Annotated in this window: 27 protein-coding genes; 19 read left to right on the forward strand and 8 right to left on the reverse strand. The window is 69.7% G+C overall.

Translation table 11 applies throughout. The features are described 5' to 3' along the window. Positions 1-26: 26 nt before the first annotated feature. The 6 genes from BLV92_RS18265 (at position 27) to BLV92_RS18290 (ending at position 5,293) form a co-directional block, all read left to right on the forward strand. Positions 27-236: a DUF1656 domain-containing protein gene (locus BLV92_RS18265; RefSeq protein ID WP_090547638.1), complete on the forward strand. Its 210-nt coding sequence runs from the start codon at positions 27-29 to the stop codon at positions 234-236. Further along, positions 233-1,216, forward strand: a complete 984-nt coding sequence (locus tag BLV92_RS18270; RefSeq protein WP_090547640.1) for an efflux RND transporter periplasmic adaptor subunit — start codon at positions 233-235, stop codon at positions 1,214-1,216. The genes BLV92_RS18265 and BLV92_RS18270 overlap by 4 nt, the downstream gene beginning before the upstream one ends. Continuing rightward, positions 1,213-2,670: an efflux transporter outer membrane subunit gene (locus BLV92_RS18275; RefSeq protein ID WP_090547642.1), complete on the forward strand. Its 1,458-nt coding sequence runs from the start codon at positions 1,213-1,215 to the stop codon at positions 2,668-2,670. Before BLV92_RS18270 ends, BLV92_RS18275 begins: the two co-directional genes overlap by 4 nt. 303 nt (positions 2,671-2,973) lie before the next feature. Beyond that, the gene (locus tag BLV92_RS18280) at positions 2,974-4,038 is read left to right on the forward strand and encodes an acyl-CoA dehydrogenase family protein (protein WP_090547644.1); all 1,065 of its coding nucleotides are present in this window, start codon (positions 2,974-2,976) and stop codon (positions 4,036-4,038) included. Next, entirely contained in the window at positions 4,026-4,646 is a 621-nt protein-coding gene (locus BLV92_RS18285) for an SAM-dependent methyltransferase (RefSeq protein ID WP_090547646.1), read from the forward strand. Before BLV92_RS18280 ends, BLV92_RS18285 begins: the two co-directional genes overlap by 13 nt. Continuing rightward, a complete protein-coding gene (locus tag BLV92_RS18290; protein WP_090547648.1) occupies positions 4,643-5,293 on the forward strand; it encodes a glycosyltransferase family 2 protein in 651 nt (216 codons plus the stop codon). The genes BLV92_RS18285 and BLV92_RS18290 overlap by 4 nt, the downstream gene beginning before the upstream one ends. A gap of 26 nt (positions 5,294-5,319) precedes the next feature. Here the strand turns inward: BLV92_RS18290 and BLV92_RS18295 are convergent, their stop codons facing one another. Then, positions 5,320-6,108, reverse strand: coding sequence for an SDR family NAD(P)-dependent oxidoreductase (locus BLV92_RS18295; protein ID WP_090547650.1), 789 nt, complete (start codon positions 6,106-6,108; stop codon positions 5,320-5,322). A 128-nt stretch (positions 6,109-6,236) separates the two neighbouring features. Between BLV92_RS18295 and BLV92_RS18300 the strand changes: the two genes are divergently transcribed. Next, on the forward strand, positions 6,237-6,809 hold the full coding sequence (locus BLV92_RS18300) for a TetR/AcrR family transcriptional regulator (RefSeq protein ID WP_090547651.1): 573 nt from the start codon (positions 6,237-6,239) through the stop codon (positions 6,807-6,809). Between the two features lie 131 nt (positions 6,810-6,940). On the opposite strand, the gene BLV92_RS18305 is transcribed toward BLV92_RS18300, so the two are convergent. Continuing rightward, positions 6,941-7,255 carry a DUF4148 domain-containing protein gene (locus tag BLV92_RS18305; protein ID WP_090547653.1) on the reverse strand — a complete coding sequence of 105 codons (315 nt, stop codon included), beginning with the start codon at positions 7,253-7,255 and terminating at the stop codon, positions 6,941-6,943. 389 nt (positions 7,256-7,644) lie between these two features. On the opposite strand from BLV92_RS18305, the gene BLV92_RS18310 reads away from it, so the two are divergent. The 6 genes from BLV92_RS18310 to BLV92_RS18335 all read left to right on the forward strand — a co-directional run bounded on the left by BLV92_RS18310 (position 7,645) and on the right by BLV92_RS18335 (position 13,296). Beyond that, a complete protein-coding gene (locus BLV92_RS18310; protein ID WP_090547654.1) occupies positions 7,645-8,664 on the forward strand; it encodes an AAA family ATPase in 1,020 nt (339 codons plus the stop codon). A gap of 22 nt (positions 8,665-8,686) precedes the next feature. Beyond that, complete coding sequence (locus BLV92_RS18315; RefSeq protein ID WP_090547656.1) at positions 8,687-9,553, forward strand: DUF58 domain-containing protein; 867 nt, start codon at positions 8,687-8,689, stop codon at positions 9,551-9,553. Between the two features lie 197 nt (positions 9,554-9,750). Continuing rightward, entirely contained in the window at positions 9,751-10,734 is a 984-nt protein-coding gene (locus BLV92_RS18320) for a hypothetical protein (protein ID WP_090547657.1), read from the forward strand. Next, positions 10,731-11,717, forward strand: coding sequence for a vWA domain-containing protein (locus BLV92_RS18325; protein WP_090547658.1), 987 nt, complete (start codon positions 10,731-10,733; stop codon positions 11,715-11,717). Before BLV92_RS18320 ends, BLV92_RS18325 begins: the two co-directional genes overlap by 4 nt. Beyond that, positions 11,714-12,280, forward strand: a complete 567-nt coding sequence (locus BLV92_RS18330; RefSeq protein WP_090547659.1) for a hypothetical protein — start codon at positions 11,714-11,716, stop codon at positions 12,278-12,280. The genes BLV92_RS18325 and BLV92_RS18330 overlap by 4 nt, the downstream gene beginning before the upstream one ends. Continuing rightward, a complete protein-coding gene (locus BLV92_RS18335) occupies positions 12,277-13,296 on the forward strand; it encodes a VWA domain-containing protein (protein ID WP_177197933.1) in 1,020 nt (339 codons plus the stop codon). Before BLV92_RS18330 ends, BLV92_RS18335 begins: the two co-directional genes overlap by 4 nt. Here BLV92_RS18335 and BLV92_RS18340 read toward each other — a convergent pair. The 6 genes from BLV92_RS18340 to BLV92_RS18365 form a co-directional block, all read right to left on the reverse strand. Next, entirely contained in the window at positions 13,230-14,195 is a 966-nt protein-coding gene (locus BLV92_RS18340; protein WP_090547661.1) for a LysR family transcriptional regulator, read from the reverse strand. The two genes, BLV92_RS18335 and BLV92_RS18340, sit on opposite strands and share 67 nt — an antisense overlap. A 98-nt stretch (positions 14,196-14,293) precedes the next feature. Next, positions 14,294-14,599 carry a carboxymuconolactone decarboxylase family protein gene (locus tag BLV92_RS18345; protein ID WP_373681815.1) on the reverse strand — a complete coding sequence of 102 codons (306 nt, stop codon included), beginning with the start codon at positions 14,597-14,599 and terminating at the stop codon, positions 14,294-14,296. A gap of 66 nt (positions 14,600-14,665) precedes the next feature. After that, positions 14,666-15,445, reverse strand: a complete 780-nt coding sequence (locus BLV92_RS18350; protein ID WP_243842373.1) for a hypothetical protein — start codon at positions 15,443-15,445, stop codon at positions 14,666-14,668. Further along, on the reverse strand, positions 15,442-16,350 hold the full coding sequence (locus BLV92_RS18355) for a quinoprotein dehydrogenase-associated putative ABC transporter substrate-binding protein (RefSeq protein ID WP_090547662.1): 909 nt from the start codon (positions 16,348-16,350) through the stop codon (positions 15,442-15,444). Before BLV92_RS18355 ends, BLV92_RS18350 begins: the two co-directional genes overlap by 4 nt. A gap of 40 nt (positions 16,351-16,390) precedes the next feature. Then, positions 16,391-16,813: a c-type cytochrome gene (locus BLV92_RS18360; protein ID WP_090547664.1), complete on the reverse strand. Its 423-nt coding sequence runs from the start codon at positions 16,811-16,813 to the stop codon at positions 16,391-16,393. Positions 16,814-16,994: 181 nt separating this feature from the next. Continuing rightward, positions 16,995-18,806, reverse strand: a complete 1,812-nt coding sequence (locus BLV92_RS18365; RefSeq protein WP_090547666.1) for a methanol/ethanol family PQQ-dependent dehydrogenase — start codon at positions 18,804-18,806, stop codon at positions 16,995-16,997. Between the two features lie 564 nt (positions 18,807-19,370). Between BLV92_RS18365 and BLV92_RS18370 the strand changes: the two genes are divergently transcribed. The 6 genes from BLV92_RS18370 to BLV92_RS18395 all read left to right on the forward strand — a co-directional run bounded on the left by BLV92_RS18370 (position 19,371) and on the right by BLV92_RS18395 (position 25,472). Then, entirely contained in the window at positions 19,371-19,763 is a 393-nt protein-coding gene (locus tag BLV92_RS18370) for a 4a-hydroxytetrahydrobiopterin dehydratase (protein ID WP_090547668.1), read from the forward strand. 400 nt (positions 19,764-20,163) lie between these two features. Next, positions 20,164-21,201 carry a beta-ribofuranosylaminobenzene 5'-phosphate synthase family protein gene (locus tag BLV92_RS18375; protein ID WP_090547669.1) on the forward strand — a complete coding sequence of 346 codons (1,038 nt, stop codon included), beginning with the start codon at positions 20,164-20,166 and terminating at the stop codon, positions 21,199-21,201. A gap of 103 nt (positions 21,202-21,304) precedes the next feature. Continuing rightward, positions 21,305-22,231: an NAD(P)-dependent methylenetetrahydromethanopterin dehydrogenase gene (locus BLV92_RS18380; protein WP_090547671.1), complete on the forward strand. Its 927-nt coding sequence runs from the start codon at positions 21,305-21,307 to the stop codon at positions 22,229-22,231. A gap of 28 nt (positions 22,232-22,259) precedes the next feature. Then, the gene (locus BLV92_RS18385) at positions 22,260-23,477 is read left to right on the forward strand and encodes an ATP-grasp domain-containing protein (RefSeq protein WP_090547673.1); all 1,218 of its coding nucleotides are present in this window, start codon (positions 22,260-22,262) and stop codon (positions 23,475-23,477) included. After that, entirely contained in the window at positions 23,461-24,492 is a 1,032-nt protein-coding gene (mch, locus tag BLV92_RS18390) for a methenyltetrahydromethanopterin cyclohydrolase (protein ID WP_090547675.1), read from the forward strand. Before BLV92_RS18385 ends, mch begins: the two co-directional genes overlap by 17 nt. Beyond that, positions 24,489-25,472, forward strand: coding sequence for an ATP-grasp domain-containing protein (locus BLV92_RS18395; RefSeq protein ID WP_090547677.1), 984 nt, complete (start codon positions 24,489-24,491; stop codon positions 25,470-25,472). The genes mch and BLV92_RS18395 overlap by 4 nt, the downstream gene beginning before the upstream one ends. Position 25,473 lies beyond the last annotated feature (1 nt).

Genomic DNA, 25,473 nt, shown 5'->3' on the forward strand with positions numbered 1-25,473 from the left:
GTTGCCGGTTCCGGCCGCAGACCGTCATGATCGGCGAAATCGACATACTCGGCGTATTCGTGCCTTCGGTGCTGCTGCTGATGCTGATCGCGTATCTGGTCAACATCGTGATCCGCACGGTGCTCACGCGGATCGGCTTTTACCGGCTGGTCTGGCATCGTTCCATTTTCGATCTCGGCATCTACGTTCTGGTGCTGGGTGTCATCGTCGTCGTTTCACACCGTCTCGTAACGTGAAAAAAACCTGGTTTTCCGCTGGGCAGATCCTGCTCACGCTGATCGTCGTCGCGATCGCCGCCGTCGTGCTGTGGCGCCTGGTCGATTACTACATGTTCTCGCCGTGGACGCGCGACGGCCACGTGCGCGCCGACGTGATCCAGGTCGCGCCGGACGTGTCCGGCCTCATCACGTCGGTCGAGGTGATCGACAACCAGGAAGTGAAGCGCGGCCAGGTGCTGTTCGTGATCGACCAGGCGCGCTACACGCTCGCGCTGCGGCTCGCGCAGGCGAACGTCGAGCAGCGCCGCGCGACGCTCGCGCAGGCGCGCCGCGAATACGCGCGCAACATCGCGCTCGGCAACCTCGTGGCGAGCGAAACGCTCGAAGAAAGCCGCACGCGCGTCGAACAGGGCGAAGCGGCGCTCGACGACGCGCAGGTGCAGGTCGACACCGCGCGCCTGAACCTGCAGCGCACGACGATCGTGAGCCCGGTCGACGGCTACCTGAACGACCGCGCGCCGCGCGTCGGCGAGTTCGTGACGTCGGGGCGCGCGGTGCTGTCGGTGGTGGACATGCATTCGTTCCGCGTCGACGGCTACTTCGAGGAAACCAAGCTGCACGGCATCCACATCGGCCAGCCGGTCGACATCTCGGTGATGGGCGAGCGGCGTCCGCTGCGCGGCCACGTGCAGAGCATCGTCGCCGCGATCGAGGACCGCGACCGCACGCAGAGCCCGAACCTGCTGCCGAACGTGAACCCGGCGTTCAGCTGGGTGCGGCTCGCGCAGCGCATTCCGGTGCGCGTCGCGCTCGACGAGGTGCCGGACGACTTCCGGATGATCGCGGGCCGCACCGCGACGGTCGCGGTGCGTGCCGGCGACGTGTCCGCGAAACGCGGCGCGGCCGGCGCAGGGGCAAGCGATGCGGCTGGGGCGTCGGCACCGTCCGCCGCGTCTGCCGCCCTGCCCGCGCCAGCCGCTTCCGGAGCGTCGCAATGAGCGCGCGCCGCGCGCCGCGCCGGTCGTCGCACGACTCGCGCGGACGGCTTTTCGCGCTCGCGCCGCTGACGCTCGTGCTCGCCGCGTGCATGACGGTCGGGCCGAACTACAAGCTGCCGGATAACGCGCTCGTCAACGCGCCGCTGGCGAACGCGCCGCTCGACAGCGCCGGCGCGCCGGTTTCGCAGGACCCGGTACCGTCGAACTGGTGGCGTCTGTACGACGACCCGGTGCTGGACCAATTGGTCGAGGACGCGCTGAAGTCGAACACCGACCTGCGGGTCGCGGCGGCGAACCTCGCGCGCTCGCGCGCGGCGCTCGCGGTCGCCGACGCGCAGGGCGGTTTCTCCGGCGGCGCGACCGCCGCGTTCGAGCGCGCGCAGGAATCGGCCGAGCAGTATCTGCTGTTCAGCAAGCTGCCGGTCGAGAACGAAGGCAACGTCGGCATCAGCATCTCGTACGAAGTCGATCTGTTCGGCAAGCTGCGGCGCGGCGTCGAGGCCGCGCGCGCCGACAGCGACGCGGTCGAGGCGGCCGGCGACCTCGCGCGGATCGCGGTCGTCGCGGACGTCGTGCGCGCGTACGTCGAATCGTGCTCGGCGGCCGAGGAACTCGCGATCGCGCAGGACTCGCTGAAGCTGCAACGCGAACGCGTCGATCTGTCCAAGCGGCTGCGCGACGCCGGGCGCGGCAACCAGCCGGACGTCACGCGCGGCGTCACGCAGGTGCAGACGCTCGCCGCCGACATCCCGCGTTTCGTGTCCCGCCGCCGCATCGCGCAGTATCAACTGGCGATGCTGCTCGCGCGCTCGCCCGCCGACCTGCCGCCGGGCGCGCTCGCGTGCGAGCGTCTGCCGAGGCTGAACCAGCCGATTCCGGTCGGCGACGGCGCGACGCTGCTGAAGCGCCGCCCCGACGTGCGCGAGGCGGAACGGCAACTGGCGGCGTCGACCGCGCGGATCGGCGTCGCCGTTGGCGAGATGTATCCGTCGATCTCGATCGGCGCGTCGACCGGATCGACCGGCATTCTCGGCGACCTGCTCTCGCCGGAGACGAACCGCTGGGCGTTCGGTCCGCTGATTAGCTGGACGTTCCCGGCCAACGGGCAGCGCGCGCGCGTGCGCGAAACCGAGGCGGCGACGGGCGGCGCGCTCGCGCACTTCGACGGCGTCGTGCTGAACGCGCTGCGCGAAACGCAGACGAGCCTCGCGACCTATGCGGCCGACTATCAGCGCGCGGAATCGCTGCGGACCGCGTACGAGTCGGCGCGCGTGTCGGCCGATGAAACGCACCGGCTTTACGCGGCCGGGCGCGAGTCGTTCATCTCGGACCTCGACGCGACGCGCACGCTGACCTCGGTGCATGCGCAGGTCGCGGCGGCGGAAGGCCAGGTCGCGCTCGATCAGGTGCGGTTGTTCCAGTCGCTGGGCGGGGGATGGGAGAAGGAGGAGTAAGCGGGTGTGAGGTTTCGTCGTGGTTCGCGTTCGACCGGACCACGGCCTTCAATGCCGGATTCAAGCCTTCTGCCGGCCCCACTGCGTGGAAATCCGGCGTTGCGCTTTCAGCCAACATCGCCCGACGCGAATGACAGGACGCGCCTCCTTCGTCGCGCCTCCTGTCAATCCCGTTGCCGCCCGCTTCCAGCGCGTAGTTCGCAGCGCCCCTGCATTCCCGCTTTCCACCTCACCCCGCCTCCCACCGCGTCCGCGGCACGCGGCTTGCTGAACCGTCGGCGTCGCCCCTTCGAGCGCCGCACGATGAAGCCCGACCTGCCCGCCATTCCCCGCCCCGCCGCTGCCGACGACGATCCGCTGCGCTACGTCGAACGCCTGCTCGACACGCTCGACGTGCCGGTCGGCAGCGACACGATCGGCCCGGCGAGCCGCACGCTCACGCGCTCGCTGCCGACGCTGCCGCAACCGGGCGACGGGCAGACGCTGCTGCGCTGGCGCATGCTCGCGGCGATCGCCGCGCGCGACCTGTCACTGGTGAAAATCTACGAAGCGCACGCGGACGCCGCCGCGATCCTCGCGGAACTCGGCGCCGCGCAGCCGGGACGCGGCACCGTGTGGGCCGTATGGGCGGCGCAGATGCCGGATGCGGTCGTGCGGATCGTCCGGCGCGACGGCGAACTCGCGCGGCTGACCGGCGTGAAGGCGTGGTGCTCGGGCGCGGCGTTCGCCACGGACGCGCTCGTCACCTGCACCGGCGACGACGGCCGGCCGTGGCTCGGGGCGGTCGAACTCGCGCAGCCGGGCGTCGAAGTCGTCACGCGCGGCTGGCACGCGGTCGGCATGCACGCGACCGGCAGCGTCGAAGTGCATTTCGATGACGCGGCCGCGCGGCTCGTCGGCCGTCCGAATGCGTATCTGGAACGCGCGGGGTTCTGGTTCGGCGCGGCCGGCATCGCCGCCTGCTGGTACGGCGCGGCGGCCGCGCTCGCGACCCGCCTCGCGCACGCGGCCACGCGGCGCGACGATCCGCATCTGCGCGCGCATCTCGGCGCGGCCGATGCCGCGTTATCGGCCGCCCGCGCGCTGTTGCGCGAGACCGCTGAGCAGATCGACCGCGCGCCGACATCGGATGCGCTGGCGCCCGCCTTGCGGGTCCGCGCGGCGGTCGAGACCGCCGTCGAAGCGGTGCTGCATGCGACGGCCCGCGGCCTCGGCGCGGCGCCGTTCTGCCGCGACCGCCGGTTCGCGCGGATGGCCGCCGACCTGCCGGTGTTCGTGCGCCAGAGCCACGCGGAGCACGACCTCGCGACGCTCGGCGGCGCGCTCGCGGCCGACGCCGCAACGGAGCGCGAAGCATGGTCTCTCTGACCACCGCCGCACGCGCGCGCTACTTCGACGCGAAGTTCGCGGCCGACGACGACCCCTGGCGCTATCGTGACAGCTGGTACGAGCGCCGCAAGCGCGACCTCGTGCTTGCCGCGCTGCCGCATGCGCGTTACCGCTCGGCGTTCGAACCCGGATGCGCGAACGGCGAGTTGTCCGCGCACCTTGCGCCGCGCTGCGAGCGCCTGTTGAGCGCCGACTTCGCGCCGACCGCGCTCGCTCTCGCGCAACGCCGCGTCGCGCGTTTCGCGCACGTCAGCGTCGAGCGCCGCGCGATGCCGGACGACTGGCCGGCGGGCCGCTTCGATCTGATCGTCATCAGCGAATTCGCGTACTACCTGAGCCGCGAGCAATGCGCGACGCTGGCCGACCTCGGATGCGCATCGCTCGAAGCGGGCGGCACGCTGCTGTGCTGTCACTGGCGACACGGCGGCGAGGCGTGGATGCTCGATCCGGCCGACGTCCATGCGCGATTCGATGCGCGCGACGCGCTGCACAGGCACACCCGCATCGAGGATCGCGACTTCCTGCTCGACGTGTGGACCCGCGAAACCGATACGCCCCCCCTCCCACCACCGGAGCACGACGCATGATCGGCATCGTGATTCCCGCGCACAACGAAGCCGACCTGCTCGCTCGCTGCCTGCGCGCCGCGTGTACGGCGACCGCACGCCATCATGCGCACAGCGGCGAGATCGCGCGGATCGTCGTCGTGCTCGACGCGTGCAGCGACGGCAGCGACGCGATCTGCGCGGCGTTCGACGTCGATACGATCGCCGTCGATGCGCGCAACGTCGGCATCGCGCGCGCCAGAGGCACTGCACATCTGCTCGATCGCGGCGCACGCTGGCTCGCGTTCACCGACGCGGACAGCATGGTTGCGCCCGACTGGTTGAGCGAGCAACTGGCGCTCGGCGCGGACGCGGTATGCGGGCCGGTCGACATCGACGACTGGTCCGCGCATCCGCCGCAAACGCGCGACGCGTTCGCCCGCGCGTATGTCGATGCGGACGGCCACCGGCACGTGCACGGCGCAAACCTCGGCGTCAGCGCGGCCGCGTACCGGCTCGCGGGCGGCTTCGAGCCGCTCGAATGCGCGGAGGACGTCGCGCTCGTCTGCGCGCTGCTCGCGGCCGGCGTGCGCGTCGCGTGGAGCGCGCGGCCGCGCGTCGTCACCAGTGCGCGGCGGATCGCGCGCGTGCGCGGCGGCTTCGCGGACACGCTCGCGCGGATGGGCTGAAACGCGCCCGCGCGCCGACGCTCAAGTCACTTCACGTTGCGATACCGCCCGGCCGGCAGCGCCTGCAGGAAATTCGGCACCATCGCCGCGCGCGCGCTGTCGTACGCGGCCCATTGCGCGGCATCCGGCAGCGGCGGAATCGTGATCGTCTCGCGACGGTCGTAACCGACCAGCGCCGCATCGACCAGATCGCCGACCTCCATCACCGCCGCCAGCGAGTTCACGTCGCGGCCCGCGTGGTCCCAGATTTCGGTGCGCGTCGCGGACGGCAGCACCGCCTGCACATAAACGCCCTTCGGCCCGAGTTCGAGATGCAGTCCTTGCGACAGGAACTGCACGAATGCCTTCGTCGCGCCATAAACGGTCATGCCGAATTCCGGTGCGAGCCCGACCACCGAGCCGATGTTGACGATCGAGCCGCGGCCTTCCCGGACGAAGCGCGGCGCGACCGCCGCCGCGAGCCGCGCGAGCGCGGTCGCGTTCAGGTCGATGACCCGCGCGACATTCTCGACGCCCTGCTCGACGAACGTGCCGGCCGCCGTCGAACCCGCGTTGTTCACCAGCACGCCGATGCTTGCGTCGTCGCGCAGCCGCGCTTCGACCTGCGCGAGGTCGTCGCGATTGGTGAGGTCCGCGCGAACGATGTCCACCTTCACGCGATAGTCCGCGCGCAGGCGCTTCGCGAGTTCCTCCAGACGCGCGCGGTCGCGCGCGACCAGCACGAGGTCGTGCCCGCGCTTCGCGAAGCGGTCGGCATACACCGCGCCGATCCCCGTGGACGCACCGGTAATCAGCACAGCAGGTTGAGCAGCCATCGAGTTTCTCCAGTGATTTTCGATCGGGTCGATTGCATTCTTCTAAACATGACAGTCATCATGTTTAAATTATCATGATGCCCGTCATGTATCATGTCAAGCGTTGACGATGAAAAACGGGAGCCACGATGAGGGTGAGTCGCGAGCAGGTTGCCGAAAACCGGCAGAAGATTCTGGCCGCCGCGAGCCGTCTGTTCCGCGAACGCGGCTTCGACGCGGTGACGGTCGCCGACGTGATGAAGGCCGCTGGCCTCACGCATGGCGGTTTTTATGGCTATTTCAGGTCGAAGGACGACCTGATCGCGCAAACGCTCGCGCACGTGTACGCGCAGGGCGCGGCCGCAGAAACGGATGTTGCGCGTTATGCGGCGAACTATCTGTCGCCGTCGCACCGGGACAACCTCGCGGGCGGCTGCCCGACTGCCGCGCTCGGCGCGGAAACGGTGCGCCAGTCGCCCGACGCGCGCGCGGCGATGGCGAACGGACTGCGGCAACAGATCGAGCGTCTGAGCCGGGGTATTCCCGGCCTGCAGGCAGCCCAGGCGCGAAAAGCCGCGATAGGCAGTTGGTCCGCGATGGTCGGCGCGGTGATCCTCGCGCGCCTCGTCGACGACCCGGCGCTGTCCGACGAGGTGCTAGAAGCGACACGCTCATGGATCGGCGAGCGCAATGCACCCGATGAAAAAATGAAATCGCGGTGATGCTATCGCTGCGATAGACGATCGCAATCGACTGCATAACGAACCGTTCTGAAGCACGAAAAAAGCCCGGAGGCCGCGCGTTATGCGCGGCCTCCGGGCTTTATCGCTTGATCCGTTCGATCGAACGCGGCTTAACGCGCGTTGTAGATCGGCGGCGAATAGCTGGTCGCCGCGCCGTCGTGACCGCCGCCGCTTTGCGATGAGCCGGCCGCGACCGGGCCATAACCGGTGGCTTCGGCGCCGTTCTGCTGCACGCGGGCCTGCGCGGCCTGAATGTCGTCCGGATAATGCGGGTCGTTCAGGTTCGGACGATAACCGGCCTTTTCCAGCTGGATCAGCTGGTTGCGCACTTCGGCGCGGGTCAGCGGTTGATTGGATTGAGCGAACGAAACCGCCGGCACGACGAGCACAGCGGCAACCGCAACAGCCTTGATAAGCGACTTCATGATGAGCACCTCCGAAAATTTGCCGGATCGCAGGCGCCCGCCTGCAACCGTTGAACAGGAGTCTAGAGACTCCGCGAACCCGGATAAATGCTCGCAGCGCGAAATCACTGTTTTCCTCAGATAGACAATCGCTGCATATGCACGCCCACGGTGCAAAACGTCCATGCAACGCTGCTTCGCATGGCTGACACAATGTGTGTCTGCGGGGTGACACTCTCGTCCGACCGCTGACCCTCGCGTTATAACCTCATTCGCCGTAGGGTCGCGCTCGGCCTGACTATCACGGTTAATCCCTGTTTCCGGCACGGAACGTGCACGCGAATCGCTCCGGGTTTCGACGACGTTTCGACAACAACACGGACCGCGCAGCGGCACGGAGACACCGACCCATGAGCGCCGACGAACGGCTGCAAGACTGGCGCCGCGATGCATTGCGGCTCGAAGAAGAAGTCACGAAGAGCGTGATCGGCCAGCAGACGGTCGTCCGGCTCATCAACATCGCGCTGTTCGCCCGCGGGCACGTGCTGCTGGAAGGCGGCGTCGGCGTCGGCAAGACGACCGTGCTGCGCGCATTCGCGCGCGCGGTCGGCGGCGACTTCGCGCGGGTCGAAGGGACCATCGACCTGATGCCCGGCGACCTCGTCTATCACACGTACGTGGACGCGGAAGGCCGCCCGCATATCGAGCCCGGCCCGCTGCTGCGCCACGGCGAAAGTCTCACGACGTTCTTCTTCAACGAGATCAATCGCGCGCGTCCGCAGGTGCAGTCGCTGCTGCTGCGCGCGATGGCCGAGCGGTCGGTGTCCGCGTTCGATCGCGAATACCGCTTTCCGTCGATGACGGTGTTCGCCGATCGCAACAAGGTCGAAAAGGAAGAGACGTTCGAACTCGCGTCGGCCGCGCGCGACCGCTTCCTGTTCGAACTGAACATGCCGACACCCGCCGATGACGACGTGCGCCGCGCGGTCGTGTTCGATCCCGCGTATCACGATCCCGATACGCTGCTGCAACGCATCACGCCCGGCATCGTGCAATGGCAGCAGTTGAACGACGTCGGCGTCGCGATCCAGCGAAGTGTAACCGCGAGCGATACGATTACCCGCTACGTGCTCGACATCTGGCGCGCGACCGAAACGCCGCGCGCGTTCGGCATCGAACTCGACAACGTCGACATGGACCGGCTGATCGTCGCCGGCGCGAGTCCGCGCGGCATCAGCGCGCTGGTGCGCGCGGCGCGCGTCGTCGCGTGGCTCGCGGAGCGCACGCATCTGCTGCCCGACGACATCCATGCGGTGCTGCTGCCCGCGCTCGGGCATCGCGTGTTCTTCTCGCCTGTGTACGAACTGCGGCGCGCCGAACTGGCCGATTCGCTGATCGCGCAGATCGTCGCGAAAGTCGCGGTACCGTGATACGCGAAACGTGACCCCTACGATGGACGTGCTACGCGAATTCCACTACCGCCTGCCCGGACGCGCGGGCGGCTTTCGTCCCGGCTCGCATCCGGGCACGAGCTTCGGCGTCGGCCAGGCGTTCGCGCTGCATGCGCGGCTCTTCGATCATCCCGATCCGCGCCGCGTCGATCTGCGCGCGAGCCTGCGCTCGGTGCCGCGCGAATGGCTCGTGCGGCTGAACCTGCAACGCGTCGCGGTGCCGGTGCATCTGCTGATCGACGTATCGGCGTCGATGCACTTCGGCTCGCGGCGCACCAAGCTGGCGAGCGCCGCGGAGTTCGCCGCGGCGCTCGGTTATAGCGCGTTTCGCGCCGGCGATCGCGTCGGCATGCTCGCGTTCGACGACGCGCCGCGCGACGACCTGTATCTGCCCGCGCGCTACGGCCGTGCGACCGGCGACGCGATGGCGGCCGCGCTGCTGCGTTGCGAGCCGCCGCAACGCGAGCCGGGGTCCGGCATCGACGGACTGGCGCGCACGTTCGGCCGTATCGCGGGCGAAGCGGGGCTGGTGTTCGTCGTGTCCGACTTTCACTGGCCGCTCGACGGGCTGCCGGCTGCGCTCGATCTGCTCGTGAACGCCTGCGTGGTGCCGATGGTCGTGTGGGACGATGCGGAGGTCGAGCCGCCTGCTTCGGGCGCGCTGCTGCGCGTGCACGATGCGGAGACCGGTGCGCCGCGTACGCTGTGGCTGCGCGAACGGACGCGTGCATCCTGGCGCGAGCGCGTGGCGCAGCGGCGCGCGACGCTCGTGCGCGCGTTCGGCCAGCGCGGCATCCGGCCGTTCTGGATGAACGGCGGGTTCGATGCGGACCGGCTCACGCAATACTTCGAGGAGATCGCGGCATGAAACCGTGCGGCGACGGGGCGGCGGTCTCCTGCGTTTCGCAGGTTGCGAAAAGGGGCGAAGCGAATGTGCGGCCTGCGATGCACGCTACGCCGGCTATCCGCTTCGACGACCACGCGACGTTGCCGTCGCGCACTGTTGAACCGCACAACACAGTGCAGTCGCGTCAAACGAATACGCACCGCGCAAGCGTGGGGCCAATGTCGCGCGATGCCCAGCACACCCGCGCTGAAGAATCCGCCAATCCAGGGGCAGCGCGCGTCGACGAGCAGAACGATCCGCGGCGTTTCGAGCCGCACGACGCCATCGAATCACGCACGCAAACCCGATCGTTCGTCAAGGCCGCGACCTTCGCCCTGGCCGTCGCGTCCTCCTCATGCGCATTCGCCGCCGCAGCCCCCACGATCGAACCCCGCGCATTCGGCTACGTGCTCGGCGACGTGCTGACCCAGCGCGTCCGCATCGACGACGCAACCGGCGACATTCCCCCCACCGCGCTGCCGTCGTCGGGCCGCGTCGGCATCTGGCTCGAACGCCGCCCCTCGCGCATGGAAACCGGCGCGGACCGTCACCGCTGGCTCGTGCTCGACTACCAGGTCACGAATGCGCCGCAAACGCTGACGACGATCGAACTGCCCGCGCTGACGCTGAACCTGCGCAGCGGCCCGCCGCTGCGCATCGACGCGTGGCCGGTCAGCATCGGCCCGCTGACGCCGGATGCCGTGTCGGGTTCCGGCGATCTCCAGCCGATGCGCCCGGACCGTCTGCCGCCGCGCGCGCCGATCACGCAGATCGAACGGCGTCTCGGCCTGTCGCTCGGCGCGCTCGCGCTCGTGCTGATCGCGTGGGCCGCATGGTGGGGGTGGCGCAACCGCCGCGAGTCCGCGCGGCTGCCGTTCGCGCGCGCGTGGCGCGACCTTCAGCCGGCGAACGCGGACGATCCGGCCGCGTGGCGCCGGCTGCATCGCGCGCTCGACGAAACCGCGGGCCGCGTCGTGCAGCACGGCTCTATCGCCGCGCTGCTCGCGCACGCGCCATGGCTCGAACCGCTGCGCGCACCACTCGAACAGTTCTACCGGCAATCGGTCGCGCGCTTTTTCGCGACCGCCGACCCGATCGCGCCGTATCCGCTGAAACAGCTTGCGCACGCGCTGTATCTCGCGGAAAGGCGGCATCAGCGATGAATCTCGCATTCGACTTCGCGCACCCGTGGCTGCTCGTGCTGCTGCCGCTCGCGTTGCTGCCGCTGCTGCGCCGGCGCGGCGACACGCTGCCGTTCGCCGCCGTCGCGCTGTTGCCGGACGACCGCGCGGGCCGCATCGCCGCGCGGCTGCTGCGCGCGTGCGGCGCGCTCGCCATCGCCGCGATCGTGCTCGGCCTCGCCGGCCCGGGCCGCTCGCATCTGCAATTGCTGCGCACCGGCAGCGGCGCGGAGATCCTGATCCTGATGGACCGCAGTGCGAGCATGGACGAGCCGATCAACCGCACCAGCATCTACGCGCAGAACGAAGCGAAGAACACCGTCGCGCGCCGCTCGCTGACGCGCTTCATCGAAGAACGCCCGAACGACCGCTTCGCGCTGATGATGTTCGGCATCAGCCCGCTCGTGTCGATGCCGCTCACCGGCAATCACGGCGCAGTGGCCGACGCGCTCGACGCGACGCGGATCGGCCGCGGCCTGCCCGACACGCAGCTCGATCGCGGACTGATCGCCGCGATCGCGCAGTTCGACGGCCGGCCGCAACTCGCACGCCGCGCGATCGTGCTCGTCTCCGACGGCGGCGCGACGCTCGACGACGACGCGCGTGCGCGCATCGCGGAAGGACTCGTGCGCAACCGGATCGCGCTGTACTTCGTGTATCTGCGCAGCGGCCCGCTGAGCCCGAACCTGAACGCGACGACGCCGGCCACCGGCTCGATGTCCGCCGAGGCGCAACTGCATCGCTTTTTCCTGTCGCTGCACACGCCGTATCGTTTGTTCCAGGCCGGCGACGCCGATGCGATGGCCGACGCGATGGCCGAGATCAGCCGGCAGCAGCATTTCCCGGTGTCGTTCGTCGAGCAGTTGCCGCGCCAGGACGCGAGCCGCGCGTGTTATGCGATCGCGTTCGCGGCCGCGCTGCTGCTGGTGCTCGCGCGACTCGCGCAGGTGAGGAGCTGGCAATGAAGCGCAGATCGATGCATCTGCTGTTCGGCGTGCTCGCGCTAGGCTGCGCGGGTGTCGCCGCGTGGCAGGGGATACGGCTCATCGAGGCGCGCTCGCTCGATGCGGAGATCGCGCGGGTGCTTGGCGGCCGCGCGCCACAGTCCGCATCCGCGCGCGACACCGCCCCGGCCTCGCCGCCGTTGCGGCTCGCGCAGGCGGTGATGCTCGCGAAGGCCGGCCACACCGCGCAGGCTGCCACGCTGTACGACGCGCTGGTCGCCGCGTCGCCGGACCTCGCGGACCCGGTCGCGCGCGCGGCGCTCTACGACGCGGCCGGCATGAGCCTGCGCGAAGGCTCCGTCGATGGCGGCGCGGTGGAACTGCGCTCGCTGACGATGATCGCCGACGCGAAGACGCGTTATCGCACGCTGCTGCGCGCCACGCCGGACGACTGGGACGCACGCTACAACCTCGAACGCGCGCTGCGGCTCGCCCCCGAGTTGCAGGGCGGCCCAGGCCCGGCCGACGTGAAGCATTCGAACGACGTGCGGCTGCGCGGCGCCGAAAGTCAGGACCTGCCGTGAACCTGCCCTCGACGAATCAAACGCCGGTCGCGCGCGCGTTCGCCGCCGCGCGGCGCTGGTCGGTCGCGGCGGCGCTGCCGTTCATCGCGGCCGCGTTGTGGATGCCGCCGCTTCACCTGCCGCGCGACACGTTCAGCTATATCGCGACGTTCGACGTCACGCAGAGCATGGATACCGACGACGTGTCGCTCGACGGCGCGCCCGCAAGCCGGCTCGGGTTCGCGAAGGCGTCGATGCGCGATGCGCTCGGCCGCCTGCCGTGCGGATCGAAGGTCGGCTGGAGCGTGTTCGCCGGCGAGCGCACGCTGTTGCTGCTGCCGCCCATCGAGGTCTGCGCGAACTACGACGCGCTGCTGTCGTCGCTCGCGGCGATCGACGGCCGGATGCGCTGGACCAACTGGAGCCGCATCGCCGAAGGGGGCGTCTGGTCGGCGGTGCGGACCGCGCGCCAGGCCGGCCCCGGCGTCGCGGTGCTGTTCTTCACCGACGGCCAGGAAGCGCCGCCGCTGCTGCCGTCGAACCAGCGGCCGTGGACCGAGGGCCACGTCGTCAAAGGCTGGCTGATCGGCGTCGGCGGCACCGAGCCGGTGCCGATGCCGAAGTCCGATGCGAACGGCAACCGCATCGGCTTCTGGCGCGCGGACGACGTGATCCAGGTGCCGCGGGTGCCGGGCGAGCCGGCCGCCGGCGAGAGCCACGAGGAACTGTCGTCGCTGCGCGGCCCGTATCTCGCGGCGACCGCCGCGCGGGTCGGCTTCTCGTACCGGCGGCTGACCGACGCGGCGTCGCTAGGCGACGCGCTGACCGATCCGCGCTTCGGCCATCGCGAGCCGGTGCCGGTCGACGTGCGGGCGCTGCCCGCGTGCATCGCGTTGCTGCTGCTCGTGTGGCGTTATCTGCCCGAACGCGCGGCGTGGCGAACCGCGGCACGCGCATTCAGGCGGCCGTTTCAGCGTCCAGCGCCGCGCGGCACAACGGCCGGCGGAGCGAACACGCCGTACTCGCGTTCGAGGTAAGGCGCGGCGTGTTCGAGCAGAAAGCGGCGAAACACGGTGCCGGTCGGCGATAGCTGTTTCGCGCGCATATGCACGATCTGCCATGTGCGCTCGACCGGCGTGCCGTTCACGTCGAGCAGCGCGATCTCGTTGGTACGCAGTTCGAGCAGCAGCGTATGCAGCGAAATCAGGCTCACGCCCATCCCCGCCATCACCGCCTGCTTGATCGTTTCATTGCTGCCGAGCGTGACGATTTTCGCGGGCGTGAACAGGTGCTGGCGGAACATGTCCTCGGCCGCGATCCGCGTGCCGGAGCCCGGCTCCCGCAAAAGAAACGTTTCAGCGCGCAGTTCCTGAAGATCGAAGCGCCGCGCGTTCGCGAGCGGATGCTCGACCGGCGCGATCAACACGTGCGGATGGCGCGCGAGCGGTTCCGCGATCGTGTCGAGTTCGGGCGGCGGCCGCCCCATGATCGCGAGGTCGATCGCGTTGTCCTGCAGCAGCCGCAACAGCATCTCGCGATTGCCGACGAGAAAGTGCACGTCGACGCGCGGATACTGCTGCGAATAACGCGCGAGCAGTTTCGGCGCGAAGCACGTCGCGGAGCTGACGATGCCGACCGCGATCGAGCCGCTGTCCGCCTGCTTCAGCGACGTCATCGTGTCCTCGGCGTCCTTGATCTCGCCGAGAATGCGGCTCGCGTGATGCGTGAGCTTCTCGCCGGCCTCGGTCAGCGCGAGCCGCCGCCCGATCCGCTCGAACAGCGGCAAGCCCGCCGCGTCTTCGAGCTGACGGATCTGCATCGAGATGGCGGGCTGCGTCAGATGCAGTTCGTCCGCCGCGCGCGCAAAACTCATATGCCGCGCGGCGACCGAAAATATCTGCAACTGCCGCAGCGTCAGCGTGCGTATGAAGTTCACGGCGACGTCCGGCGCGGGAAAAAAGCCGCCGCGCGCGATGCACCGGTCGCGCGCGGCGAAGGAGACAGGGGAACGCCGCCGGCCCGGGCGTCGGCCGGTCAGCCGGTCTGCTGGCCGAACGCGTCGAGCGCGCGCGCCGAATAAACGAGCGCCGCGCCCGCGTTTAATGCGATCGCGACCGCCAGCGCCTCCGCAACTTCCTCGCGGCTCGCACCCGCTTTCTGCGCGGCCGCCGAATGCACCGCGATGCAGCCGTCGCAGCGCGTCGTGACGGCCACCGCGAGCGCGATCAACTCGCGCGTCTTCGCATCGAGCACGCCGCCGCGCGCGGCCGCGCCATCGAGCGCCGCATAACCTTCGAGCAGCGCGGGCGCGGCTTCGCCCAGCTTGCCGACGGCGTCCATCAGTTTTGGCGTGTAGTCGTGCGTGTCGATCAGCATGTCGTCGTTCCTTGGGTAGCGGCCGCGCGTTCAGCGCGACGCGCGCGGCGCGTCCTGCGGTTTCGCGGCGGGCGCGCCCGGTTTGCCCGGCAGCTTGCGCACCACGGACTGGAAGCTCAGCGTCTCGGTCTCCACTGGATGCGCGAAGTCGCCGTTCGCGCCCGGCACCTCGGTGCGGATCATCGCGACGTGGCCCGGCACCCCGTCCGCGAGCAAGAACGTATAGCGTTTGCCGGTGTAGCGTTCGAAGCGTTCCGCGTTCGGATCGTGCAGATAAGGCTGCACGACGATGCGCCGCGCGGCGACCGGCTTGCCGCCGATCTCGCTCGTCACGGTCGAGATCTGCGGCCCCGCCGCGAGCGCGAGCCGCAGCCGCCGCTGGAAATAACGCCGCTGGCCGCCGGTCAACTGCTCCATCTCCGCGATGTCGCGTTCAAGGAAATAGATGATGACCGGATTGCACGGCAGCCCGTCGTTCGGCAGGTTCACCGCGCCGCCGCGGTCCGACACCTGGGCGTCGCTCTTCGTGTTGCCCGGGCTCAGCACGAGCACGCGCACCATGTCCGTATCGCGTTTCGGCTCGCCGGAGCGGACCATCGAATAGTCGAGTTCGGTCTGCGGCGTGACGCCCTGCATGTGATCGGCGGTGAAGATCAACTGCTCGGCCGGCGTGATCGCATCGGATACCGACGCCCCCGCTGCGGCGTCCGGCACCGCGCCCCGCGCGGGCGGCGCGAAGGCAGCCGCGAGCGCGGCCGCCGCCGCGACAGCCAGCACCGCGCGCCGCGTCGCCGCGTGCGCGCCGCTCATTGATCGCCGCCTGCCGGCTTGCCCTGATTCGAGTCGATCGGCTTCAGCAGCGGCACCTGGTAGCTCGTCAGGATGCTGTCGATGGTGCTGCCGTTCGCGCCGATCCAGCTGTCCACCTTGTCGTGCCACGCCTGCTCGCCGTGCCGCACGCCCATCGAGATCTGATAGTCGAAGCGGATGCCGGGCGTGGCCCCGAACGGCACGAGCTTCACCTTGTCGCCCTCGCGGCTCGCGAAGTAGCCGGCGATCGGCCCCCACACGAACACCACATCGACGTTGCCCTGGTCGAGATCGTGCTCGATCATTTCGCCGGGGTATGCCTGCGGGTCGCCGCTCTGCACCTGGTACGACTGCGCCTGGTCGATCAACCCGTGCGCGAGCAGCCAGTCCACCGCCGGCGTCTGCGTGAAGATGCCGAAGCGCAGCTTGTGCAGCACGTCGGGCGGCAGCTTCAGCAGGTCGTCCGGCGAGTTCACGCCCGCGAGTTCGGGTTTCTTCGCGAACACCATCGCATACGTCGAGCGCAGATACGGCCGCGTGGTCGCCGTCATGTCGTAACCCTTCGGCACGCCGATGACGAGGTCGCACTTGTAGCGGTCCGAGCCCTCGTCCTTCTCGCGCAGCGTATGGCGCACGAAGCCCATCCGCTGCGGAAAATACGTGTATTCGAGCTTGTAGCCGAAGTCGTGCGCCATCTGGCTCGCGATCCGGTTCTCGTAGCCTTCGCCCTTGTCGTTCGACAGCGGCATGTTGTGCGGGTCCGCGCACACGCGCAGCACGCCGTCGGCGCCGTCGTTGTTCGGCAGCGCCGGGCCGTCCGCGCGGGCCGCGCCGCTCGCGAGCGACGCGCAGCTCAACGCGGCGCACAGCGCCGCCAGCCTGAATACGGATTGTCTGTTACGCATCGTCCAACTCCAGAAGAGTCGCCGGGTCATCGCACCACGCTCACTTCGCATCGTCGATCGGCTTCAGGTCGCCCGGCTTGATCTGCCCGTCCGAGCGGCCCTTCAGATACGCATACAGGTACTGCCAGTTCTTCTGCATCATCTGGCTCGAACTGAAGTCCGGCATGCCCTTGTCCACGCGTCCGCCGAACACCGTGCGATGAAACTCGTTCGGGTCGAGCGTCTTGAACGCGTCCACCAGCGACGGCCCCACGAGCCCCTGCTGCTGCGCGCCATGGCAACGCTCGCAGTCGAGCGCGCGCCACGTTTTCCAGCCTTGCAGCGTATTGCCGTCGACCTTGTTGCCGCCCACGACCTTGTAGGCCGGGGGCGTCGCCGGCGCATTGTCCGCCTGTGCCGCCGTGAGTCCGGCGAATGCCGCCGCGGAAATGCCCGCCAGCAACAAGAGGGTTCTGCCTTTCATGCGTCTGTCTCCTTCGATGATCGCGCCGTCATGCGCCAGAGGTAATGCGCTTCGCTGCTTCACTTCGGTACTGTGCTTCGCTGCGGTTTCAGGCCCGCGCCGGCGGTCCGCTGCCAAGACCGCCCGCGCGCCCACGCGATGCGCTGGGCCGGCGCGCGGCCCAGCGCATCGTCCCGTCACATCACGAACTCGGCAGAGCGAACACGAACAGCGTGCCGCCCAGCGCCGTGTACTTCGCCAGCTCGCGATAGCCGCCGACCGCGCCGAGCCCTTCTTCCGACTTCTGGAGGCCCGCCGCCATCCCGATGCCAGCCCAGCCGCCGATGCCCGAATAGACGCCGACGTACTGCTTGCCCTGATACTCGTACGTGAACACGTTGCCGATGATCCCGGACGGGGTCTTGAAGCGCCACAGCTCCTTGCCGTCGCTGATGCGCACCGCCTTCAGGTAACCTTCGAGCGTGCCGTAGAACGCGATGTTGCCGGCCGTCGCGAGCGCGCCGGACCACACCGAGAAACGCTCCGGCTTCGACCAGACGATCTTGCCCTTGCTCGCGTCCCACGCGATGAAGTTGCCCATCGCGCCCTTCTCGTTCGGACCCGGGTACATTTCGAGCGTCGCGCCGACGTACGGCTGGCCGGACACGTAATCGACGTCGAACGGCTCGTAGTCCATGCAGACGTGATTGGTCGGCACGAGGAACAGGCTCGTCTTCGGATCGAACGCGGCCGGCTGCTGGTCCTTCGAGCCGAGCGCGGCCGGGCAGATGCCCTTCACGTTGTGATCGGAGCCCGCGGCCTGCGTCGAATACGCGGCGTTGCGGATCGGCAGGCCGCTCTTCAGGTCGACGTGGTCGGCCCAGTTCACCGCCGGGTCGTACTTCTGCGCGACCAGCAGTTCGCCCGTCTCGCGGTTCAGCGTGTAGCTGAAGCCGTTGCGGTCGAAGTGAACGATTGCCGGCACCTTCTTGCCGTTGACCGTCAGGTCGGACAGGATCATTTCGTTCACGCCGTCATAGTCCCACTCGTCGTGCGGCGTCATCTGGTACACCCACTTCGCCTCGCCGGTGTTCAGGTCGCGCGCGAAGATCGACAGCGACCACTTGTTGTCGCCGGGACGCTGCGTCGGGTTCCACGTACCCGGATTGCCGGTCCCGTAGTAGATGAGATTCAGCTTCGGGTCCCACGCATACCAGCCCCACGTGGTGCCGCCGCCGAGCTTCCACTGGTCGCCCTTCCACGACTTCAGCGACGAGTCCGCGCCGACCGGCACCATCTTGCCGTCCGCCCACGTCATCGTCTTGTCCGGGTTCATCAGCATTTCCTTGTCCGGACCCGTGCTGTACGCGGTCCAGGCCGGCTTGCCGGTCTTGATGTCGTAGGCGATCAGACGGCCGCGCACGCCGAACTCGCCGCCCGAGATGCCGGTCAGCACCTTGTCGCCGAACACGTGCGGCGCGTTGGTGTTGGTTTCGCCGGCCTTCGGGTTGCCGTTCTTCGCGCTCCATACGACGTCGCCGGTCTTCGCGTTCAGCGCGACGAGCGTCGTGTCGGCCTGCTGCAGGAAGATCTTGCCGTCGCCGTACGCGAGCCCGCGATTGACCGTGTCGCAGCACATCACCGACACCACCTGGTCGTCCTGCTTCGGCTGGTACTGCCACAGGAAAGTCTGGTCCTTCAGGTTGATCGCGATGACCTTGTTCGGGAACGGCGAGTGGATGTACATCGTGTCGCCGATCACGAGCGGCGAGCCTTCGTGGCCGCGCAGCACGCCGGTGGACATCGTCCACGCGACCTGCAGTTTGCCCACGTTGTTCTCGTTGATCTGCTTGAGCGTGCTGTAGCGATGATTCGCGTAATCGCCCGCCTGCGCCGCCCAGTTGGCGGGATTCTTGATGAGCCCGTCGAGTTGCGGATCGGCCTGCGCGGCGATCGAGCCAAGGGCTGCGGACGCGACGACCGCGAGCCCGAGAAACAGGTTGCGTAAGTTCATGTCTCCTCCAGAATTGTCCTGCCGTTCAACTCACGAATGACCCGCGCTACCTTGTGCTTCCGACGCGCCTTCACGAATGCAGGTAACGATCAACGCCCTCGCCCGGTCGACGCCGGGCTTCGTGGCGGTGAACGGCAAACGCATAATCCATGCCGACCTTCTTTTGCTCCGTTGTGCGAACATGCATCTCGCGCGGCTCGCGAGCCGCGGTGCGCGCCGACCGGCCTCGCCGTCAACGCTTGACGACCGGCGGCACCGGGCGGCGCGCTGGCCCGACCACGAGCCGGTTGCGTGCAGCCCGTTCAGCGGCGATACATACTGTGTCAAAACCGCGAAGCATCGCCGCACGGCCGCGCGTGACGGGCATGCGCAGCCGCGTATCGCATCGGCCTGCACCGCTTGCACCGCCGGCCGCGCGACGCATGCGCGGCGATCCACGATCTCCGCGACCCGGCAACGAGCCGCATGAATCGCGCTGCCCGACGCGTGCCTCGCGCACGGGCGGCGCATCGTTTGTTGCGAGGCGAGGTTCGACGGCGCGCGACGCGCGCGAGGAGTACGGCGATGACCCAGGCTGACAAGGTGTATACGGACGACGAGATCGGCGCGCGGCTGACCGGTGCACTGCAACACTGGTATCTGGACGACGGCTGGCTCAGGCGGCGTTATCGCACCGAAGGCTGGAAAGGCACGCTGATGGTGGTGAACACGATCGGCCATCTCGCGGAGGCCGCGTGGCATCACCCTGACCTGACGGTGTCCTACGCATTCGTGATCGTCAAACTCAAGACGCATAGCGCGAAAGGGATCACCGACAAGGACTTCGCGCTCGCGACGAAGATCGAAGCAGTAATCCAGTGGCAACCCGGACGCGAAGGCGGGCCGCTGGAAGGCACACCGTCCGATCAGCGGTTCCGCTATATCAAGTACGACGACGATACGAAGCCCGCGGCATGACGCGATGCTGCGATGCGGGAACGCATCGCATCGTTGTCCCCCTGCTCGCAGACCCTGCATCGGCCATTGCAATCGACTCAGGCATCCGACCTGCATCGTCTGGACGGCGCACGCGGCGCAGCAAATGCTCGTTACGCGTCCTTCCTGGCGCTTATCGAAGCGGGGCAGCACGACGGATGAGATTCGCGTCGTTCCACCCGCGACGCACCATCCGGACCACGCGGTGACACACTGCGCCCCGCGCGGCACAACGCCCGACGACCGGCCGCGCGCGACGCTGTGCACCGACACGCGATCCGCGCAAGCGGTAACGTGACGAGGATCGCGCCGCGCGCACGTCGCCGGCCGCTGGTACGCGTCCTGCTTCTGATGCGCGGCCGAGCCCGAACGAGGATCCCGCATGCCGCTCCAGTTCCGCCGCTTCCCGCCGCAGGCCGCCGTGACGGTCGATGCCCCCGCACGCCTGCACCTCGGCTTTCTCGACCCGAACGCGACGCTCGGCCGTGCGTTCGGCAGCCTCGGCCTGTTCGTCGACGGCCCCGGCACGCGGCTCGTCGCGCGCCGCGCGGATGTCGAGCGCATCGACGGCGCACTCGGCGACGCGGACCGCGAACGCGTCGCGCGCTGGCTGCACACGCTGCACGCAACGTGGGGCGGACCGCCGGTCGCGCTCGACGTGCTGCATACGGTGCGCGCGCATTCGGGCCTCGGCTCCGGCACGCAGCTCGCGCTCGCGGTCGGCAGCGCGTTCGCGCGGATCGCGGGCGTGCCGGCCACGACGACCGAACTCGCGGCGCTGCTCGGGCGCGGCGCGCGCTCCGGCATCGGCGTGCACGGCTTCGACGTCGGCGGCCTGCTGCTCGACGGCGGGCCGTCGAGTGCGTCCGCGCCGGGCGGCCCGCCGTCGCTCGCGCCGCTGCTGTCTCGGCTGCCGTTCCCCGATGCGTGGCGCGTGCTGCTGGTCAGCGACACGTCGCGCTCCGGCCTGTCCGGCCCGGACGAGCGGCGCGGCCTCGCGGCGCTCGCGCCGTTCCCGCAGGCGCTCGCCGCGCATCTATGCCACCTGGTGCTGATGCGAATCCTGCCGGCCGTCGCCGATGGCGACTTCGCGCCATTCGCGCGCGGACTGACCGAGATGCAGCAGATCATCGGCGAATACTTCGCGCCGGTGCAGGGCGGCGTGTTCACGAGTCCCGATGTCGAACTCGCGATCCGCGCGGTCGCCGCGCAGCAGCCGGCCGGCATCGGGCAGACGTCGTGGGGGCCGACCGGCTTCGCGATCGTCGCAAGCGAGCCGGACGCGGTACGCGCACTCGCGGCCGCGCGCGACGCGACACGCGGCAGGCCGCACGTCGAATGCGCGGTGGTCGCCGCGCGCAACCGCGGCGCGACGATCGACGCCTTCGCCGCCCGGCCGCGCCGCGCAGGCGTCGCATGACGCGCCGCCGCCCCGCCCGACCGCAAGGCTGCACGGGCCGCGGTCGCCGCAACGCCGCCGCACGCGCCGCCTCCGATCCCCTTTGATGCGAGAGTCCGAGACCATGTCCGAAGCCACCGAAAGGCCCTATATCCTGCACATGCTGACGGCCACCGCGCAGATGAGCCCGTTCGACGTAAACATGGCCGCCGACGCGGGTTATAACGTGATCGTGCCGTACTGCAACGTGGACGCGTCGATGGTCACGAATCTCACCCAGGACGCGATCTTCTCGCGCGGCCCGAAAGGCGTGTCGCGCACCGGCATCTTCATCGGCGGGCGCGACGTGATGCTCGCCGCCGACATGCTCGAAACCGCGCGCCGTGCAATGGTGCCGCCGTTCGAGGTGTCGGTGTTCGCGGACCCGAGCGGCTCGTACACGACCGCGGCCGCGCTGGTCGCGCTGGTCGAGCGGCATCTGAAACGTGCGCACGGCATGGAGCCCGGCGGCAAACGCGTGTTGATCCTCGGCGGCACCGGCGCGGTCGGGCGCATCGCGGCCGCGATGGCCGCGACGCTCGGCGCGGACGTGTCGATCGCGAGCCATCGCGACGCGTCCCACGCGAAGCGCGTCAGCGACGAGATCAACCGGCGCTTCGACATCGTGACGACCGGCATCGGCACCGACACGTCGGACGCGCTGCGCCGCGCGCTCGCGGACGCGGAGATCGTGATCGCGGCCGCCGTCGCCGGCGTGCAGGTGGTCGGTCCGGACGACCTCGCACATGCGCGGCATCTGCTGATCGCGGCCGACGTGAACGCGGTGCCGCCCGAGGGGATCGCCGGCGTGAACGTGATGAACGACGGCGAACCGCTCGGCGACGGCCCCGATCCGGGCACGATCGGCATCGGCGCGCTCGCGATCGGCAACGTCAAGTATCAGGTCGAGCATCGGCTGTTCGTGCGGATGCGCACCAGCGCGCGGCCGGTTTATCTCGGCTTCCAGCAGGCGTTCGACGAGGCGCGCGAAGTCGCCGCGTCGCTCGGCTGACGCGCCGCGCACGGAGGCCAGCCGAATCATGGTTGCGCGCACGCAAGCCGCCGGCGCGCCGTTCGTCGCGATCGCCGGCCTGTCGGCCCGGCTGTTCGCGCAGTCCGCGCGGCGCGCGGGCTGGCGCGTCGCCGCGCTCGACCGCTTCGGCGACCGCGACACGCGCGACGCATCGCAGTGCTGGTTCGACATCGGCGACGCGGGGCTGTCGATCGACCGCGAACGGCTGATCGAAGCGTTGACGCGCGTCGCGCGGCTGCCGAAGCTGATCGGCTGGATCGGCGTCGGCGGCGTCGAACCGTTCGTCGCGGACCTCGCGTCGATGCGCGGGCTGCCGCCGTACCTCGGCAACGAGGCGGCCGCGAGCGCGGCGGTGCGCGAGCCGCGCCGCTTCTTCGCGCTGCTGGACGAACTCGGCATTGCGCATCCGCCGGTCAGCGACACGCCGCCATCCGCGCCCGACGGCTGGCTGTACAAACTCGCGGACGGCTGCGGCGGCGTGCACGTGCGCGAAGCGGCGCGCGTGCTCGCGAGCGGCGAGACGCTCACGGACGGCAAAGGCTACTTCCAGCAGCGCCGCCCCGGCCTCGCGATGTCCGCGCTGTTCGTCGCCGCACGCGGCGACGCGCGCGTGATCGGCTTTTCGGAGCAGACGTCGTGCGCGTACGGCGACATGCCGTTCATCCATACCGGCGCGATCGGGCCGCTCGATCCGCCGCCGCGCACCGCTGAACGCATCGCCGACGCGATCCGCGCGATCGTTGCGCGGACCGGCCTCGTCGGCATCAACAGTTTCGACTTTCTGCTCGGCCAGGACGACGGTTCGTTCGAATTGCTCGAAGTGAACGCACGGCCGTCATCGACGCTCGCGATCTACGACAACGCATGGCCTCACGCGTGGCCGCGCGGCCTGCTCGCGTGCCACGTCGAGGCATGCGTGCGCGGCGCGCTGCCGCCGCCTTCGCCGCGCGCGGCCGACGCGCGCGCGCGCGTCGCGCAGGAAGTGCTGTTCTCGCCGTGCCCGTTCGCGGTCGGCGCCGCATTCAGCGACGCGTGCGCGCACGACCCCGGCTGCGCGGACGTGCCGATGCCCGGCACGCGCGTCGCGACCGGCGACCCGGTCTGCACGCTGGTCGCGCGCGCGCCCGAGCTGACCGCGCTGCGCGGCGCGCTCGACGCGGCGCGCGAGCGCGTCCTTCAACGTCTGTCCCTCTGCCACGAGCCTGCCCATGTCTTCGCCGAGTAACTTGCCCAACGAGTCCGCCCCGCCGCCGTCGTTCGATCCTTCGCTGCCAGGCGTCAACGCGCTCGCGGAACCGCTCGTCGCGCAACTTTGCGCGGACGCCGCGCTGCTGCGCGTCGCGCTCGCGCGCACCGACGCCGGCACGACGATCGTCGATGCGGGCGTCGCAGCGGCCGGCAGCCTCGAAGCGGGCCTGCTGGTCGCGCGCATCTGCATGGGCGGCCTCGGCCACGTCTCGGTGCGTTCCGCGAGCGAGCCCGAACCGGCGTGGCCGTTCGCGATCGACGTGCGCACGTCGTGGCCGGTGATCGCGTGCCTCGGCAGCCAGTACGCGGGCTGGAGCCTCGCGGCGACGAAGGAGCAGACCGGCGGCAAGAAGTTCTTTTCGCTCGGCTCCGGGCCGGCGCGCGCGCTCGCGGTGAAGGAGCCGCTCTACGCGGAACTCGGCTATCGCGACCGCCACGCGCGCGGCGCGCTGGTACTCGAAGTGGACCGTCTGCCGCCGCAGGTCGTGATCGACAAGGTGCTGCACGACTGCGGCCTGGCGGCGGACGCGCTGACGCTGATCGTCACGCCGACACAGTCTGTCGCGGGCACGGTGCAGGTCGTCGCGCGCGTGGTCGAAGTGGCGCTGCACAAGGTGCACGTGCTCGGCATCGCGCTCGACGAAGTGGTCGAGGCGGCAGGCAGCGCGCCGCTGCCGCCGCCCGCGCCGGACGGCATCGAAGCGATGGGCCGCACGAACGACGCGATCCTGTACGGCGGCCGCGTGCAGTTGACCGTGCGCACCGACGCGGCCGCGAAACGGATCGCCACCGAACTGCCGTCGTCGAATTCGCGCGACTACGGCAGGCCGTTCGCGGACATCTTCCGTGCGTTCAACTTCGACTTCTACCAGATCGACCCCGCGCTGTTCGCGCCGGCCGAAGTGTGGGCGAGCAGCCTCGAAAGCGGCAGGACGTGGCACGGCGGCCGCCTCGACGCCGACCTGCTGCGCGAACAATGGAGCGCGCCATGAGCGACGACGGGCTGCGCATCGGCATCGCGACCGATGCGACCGGCTGGCATACGGGCCGCCTGCGCCGCGCGCTGCGCGAACGCGGCGCGAGCGCGCGCTGCTTCGATCTCGCGGACTGCCGGATCGACACGACGAGCGGCCCGCACGGCATCGTGCTGCCGGGTTTCGGCCAGACGCTGCCCGATGCGGTGTTCGTGCGCGGGATCGCGGGCGGCACGTTCGAGCAGGTGACGCTGCGGCTCGGCATCCTGCACGCGCTGCGCGAACTCGGCGTGCCGGTCTACAACGACGCGCGCGCGATCGAGCGCAGCGTCGACAAGTCGATGACGAGTTTCCTGCTGCACCGCCACGGCGTCCCGACGCCCGCGACGTGGGCCGCCGAATCGGCCGCGTTCGCGCAGCGCGTGCTGATGCGCGAGGCGGCGGCCGGACGCCGCGTCGTCATCAAGCCGCTATTCGGTTCGCAGGGCAAAGGACTGCGGCGGCTCGGCGCGAACCCCGGACGCGGCGCGCGGGCCGGCACGCTGACGCCGTTGCCGCCGCTCGGCGGCGACTATCGGCGCGTCGCGTATCTGCAGCGTTACGTCGAGGGCGCCAAGCCGGGTTTCGACTGGCGCGTGCTCGTGATCGGCGGTCGCGCGCTTGCCGCGATGCGGCGCGTCGGCGGCCGGCGCTGGATCCACAACTTCGCGCAGGGCGCATCGTGCGAGCCGGCCGAACTGGACGACGCGCTCGCACAGAGCGCGATCGCCGCGGCGCGCGCGCTCGGCCTCGACTATGCGGGCGTCGATCTGATCCCGAATCCGGACGACGCCGCGCGGCCGCTGGTGCTCGAAGTGAACGGCGTCGCCGCGTGGCGCGGGCTGCAATCGGTGACGCCGTTCGACATCGCGGGCGCGCTCGCCGACGATCTGCTGTCGCGCCGGATGGGGCTGCCGGCGTTGCCCGGGAACGCGGCCGCCATTGCCGCGCTGCGGTAGC

The organism is Paraburkholderia caballeronis (assembly GCF_900104845.1).
GTDB classification, from domain to species: Bacteria; Pseudomonadota; Gammaproteobacteria; order Burkholderiales; family Burkholderiaceae; genus Paraburkholderia; species Paraburkholderia caballeronis.

Bases quoted from the DNA above. Each gene is read 5' to 3' on its own strand.
- BLV92_RS18265 (WP_090547638.1), top strand. From the start codon at position 27: ATGATCGGCGAAATCGACATACTCGGCGTATTCGTGCCTTCGGTGCTG.
- BLV92_RS18275 (WP_090547642.1), top strand. From the start codon at position 1,213: ATGAGCGCGCGCCGCGCGCCGCGCCGGTCGTCGCACGACTCGCGCGGA.
- BLV92_RS18280 (WP_090547644.1), top strand. From the start codon at position 2,974: ATGAAGCCCGACCTGCCCGCCATTCCCCGCCCCGCCGCTGCCGACGAC.
- BLV92_RS18285 (WP_090547646.1), top strand. From the start codon at position 4,026: ATGGTCTCTCTGACCACCGCCGCACGCGCGCGCTACTTCGACGCGAAG.
- BLV92_RS18290 (WP_090547648.1), top strand. From the start codon at position 4,643: ATGATCGGCATCGTGATTCCCGCGCACAACGAAGCCGACCTGCTCGCT.
- BLV92_RS18295 (WP_090547650.1), bottom strand. From the start codon at position 6,108: ATGGCTGCTCAACCTGCTGTGCTGATTACCGGTGCGTCCACGGGGATC.
- BLV92_RS18300 (WP_090547651.1), top strand. From the start codon at position 6,237: ATGAGGGTGAGTCGCGAGCAGGTTGCCGAAAACCGGCAGAAGATTCTG.
- BLV92_RS18305 (WP_090547653.1), bottom strand. From the start codon at position 7,255: ATGAAGTCGCTTATCAAGGCTGTTGCGGTTGCCGCTGTGCTCGTCGTG.
- BLV92_RS18310 (WP_090547654.1), top strand. From the start codon at position 7,645: ATGAGCGCCGACGAACGGCTGCAAGACTGGCGCCGCGATGCATTGCGG.
- BLV92_RS18315 (WP_090547656.1), top strand. From the start codon at position 8,687: ATGGACGTGCTACGCGAATTCCACTACCGCCTGCCCGGACGCGCGGGC.
- BLV92_RS18320 (WP_090547657.1), top strand. From the start codon at position 9,751: ATGTCGCGCGATGCCCAGCACACCCGCGCTGAAGAATCCGCCAATCCA.
- BLV92_RS18325 (WP_090547658.1), top strand. From the start codon at position 10,731: ATGAATCTCGCATTCGACTTCGCGCACCCGTGGCTGCTCGTGCTGCTG.
- BLV92_RS18330 (WP_090547659.1), top strand. From the start codon at position 11,714: ATGAAGCGCAGATCGATGCATCTGCTGTTCGGCGTGCTCGCGCTAGGC.
- BLV92_RS18345 (WP_373681815.1), bottom strand. From the start codon at position 14,599: ATGGACGCCGTCGGCAAGCTGGGCGAAGCCGCGCCCGCGCTGCTCGAA.
- BLV92_RS18350 (WP_243842373.1), bottom strand. From the start codon at position 15,445: ATGAGCGGCGCGCACGCGGCGACGCGGCGCGCGGTGCTGGCTGTCGCG.
- BLV92_RS18355 (WP_090547662.1), bottom strand. From the start codon at position 16,350: ATGCGTAACAGACAATCCGTATTCAGGCTGGCGGCGCTGTGCGCCGCG.
- BLV92_RS18360 (WP_090547664.1), bottom strand. From the start codon at position 16,813: ATGAAAGGCAGAACCCTCTTGTTGCTGGCGGGCATTTCCGCGGCGGCA.
- BLV92_RS18365 (WP_090547666.1), bottom strand. From the start codon at position 18,806: ATGAACTTACGCAACCTGTTTCTCGGGCTCGCGGTCGTCGCGTCCGCA.
- BLV92_RS18370 (WP_090547668.1), top strand. From the start codon at position 19,371: ATGACCCAGGCTGACAAGGTGTATACGGACGACGAGATCGGCGCGCGG.
- BLV92_RS18375 (WP_090547669.1), top strand. From the start codon at position 20,164: ATGCCGCTCCAGTTCCGCCGCTTCCCGCCGCAGGCCGCCGTGACGGTC.
- BLV92_RS18380 (WP_090547671.1), top strand. From the start codon at position 21,305: ATGTCCGAAGCCACCGAAAGGCCCTATATCCTGCACATGCTGACGGCC.
- BLV92_RS18385 (WP_090547673.1), top strand. From the start codon at position 22,260: ATGGTTGCGCGCACGCAAGCCGCCGGCGCGCCGTTCGTCGCGATCGCC.
- mch (WP_090547675.1), top strand. From the start codon at position 23,461: ATGTCTTCGCCGAGTAACTTGCCCAACGAGTCCGCCCCGCCGCCGTCG.
- BLV92_RS18395 (WP_090547677.1), top strand. From the start codon at position 24,489: ATGAGCGACGACGGGCTGCGCATCGGCATCGCGACCGATGCGACCGGC.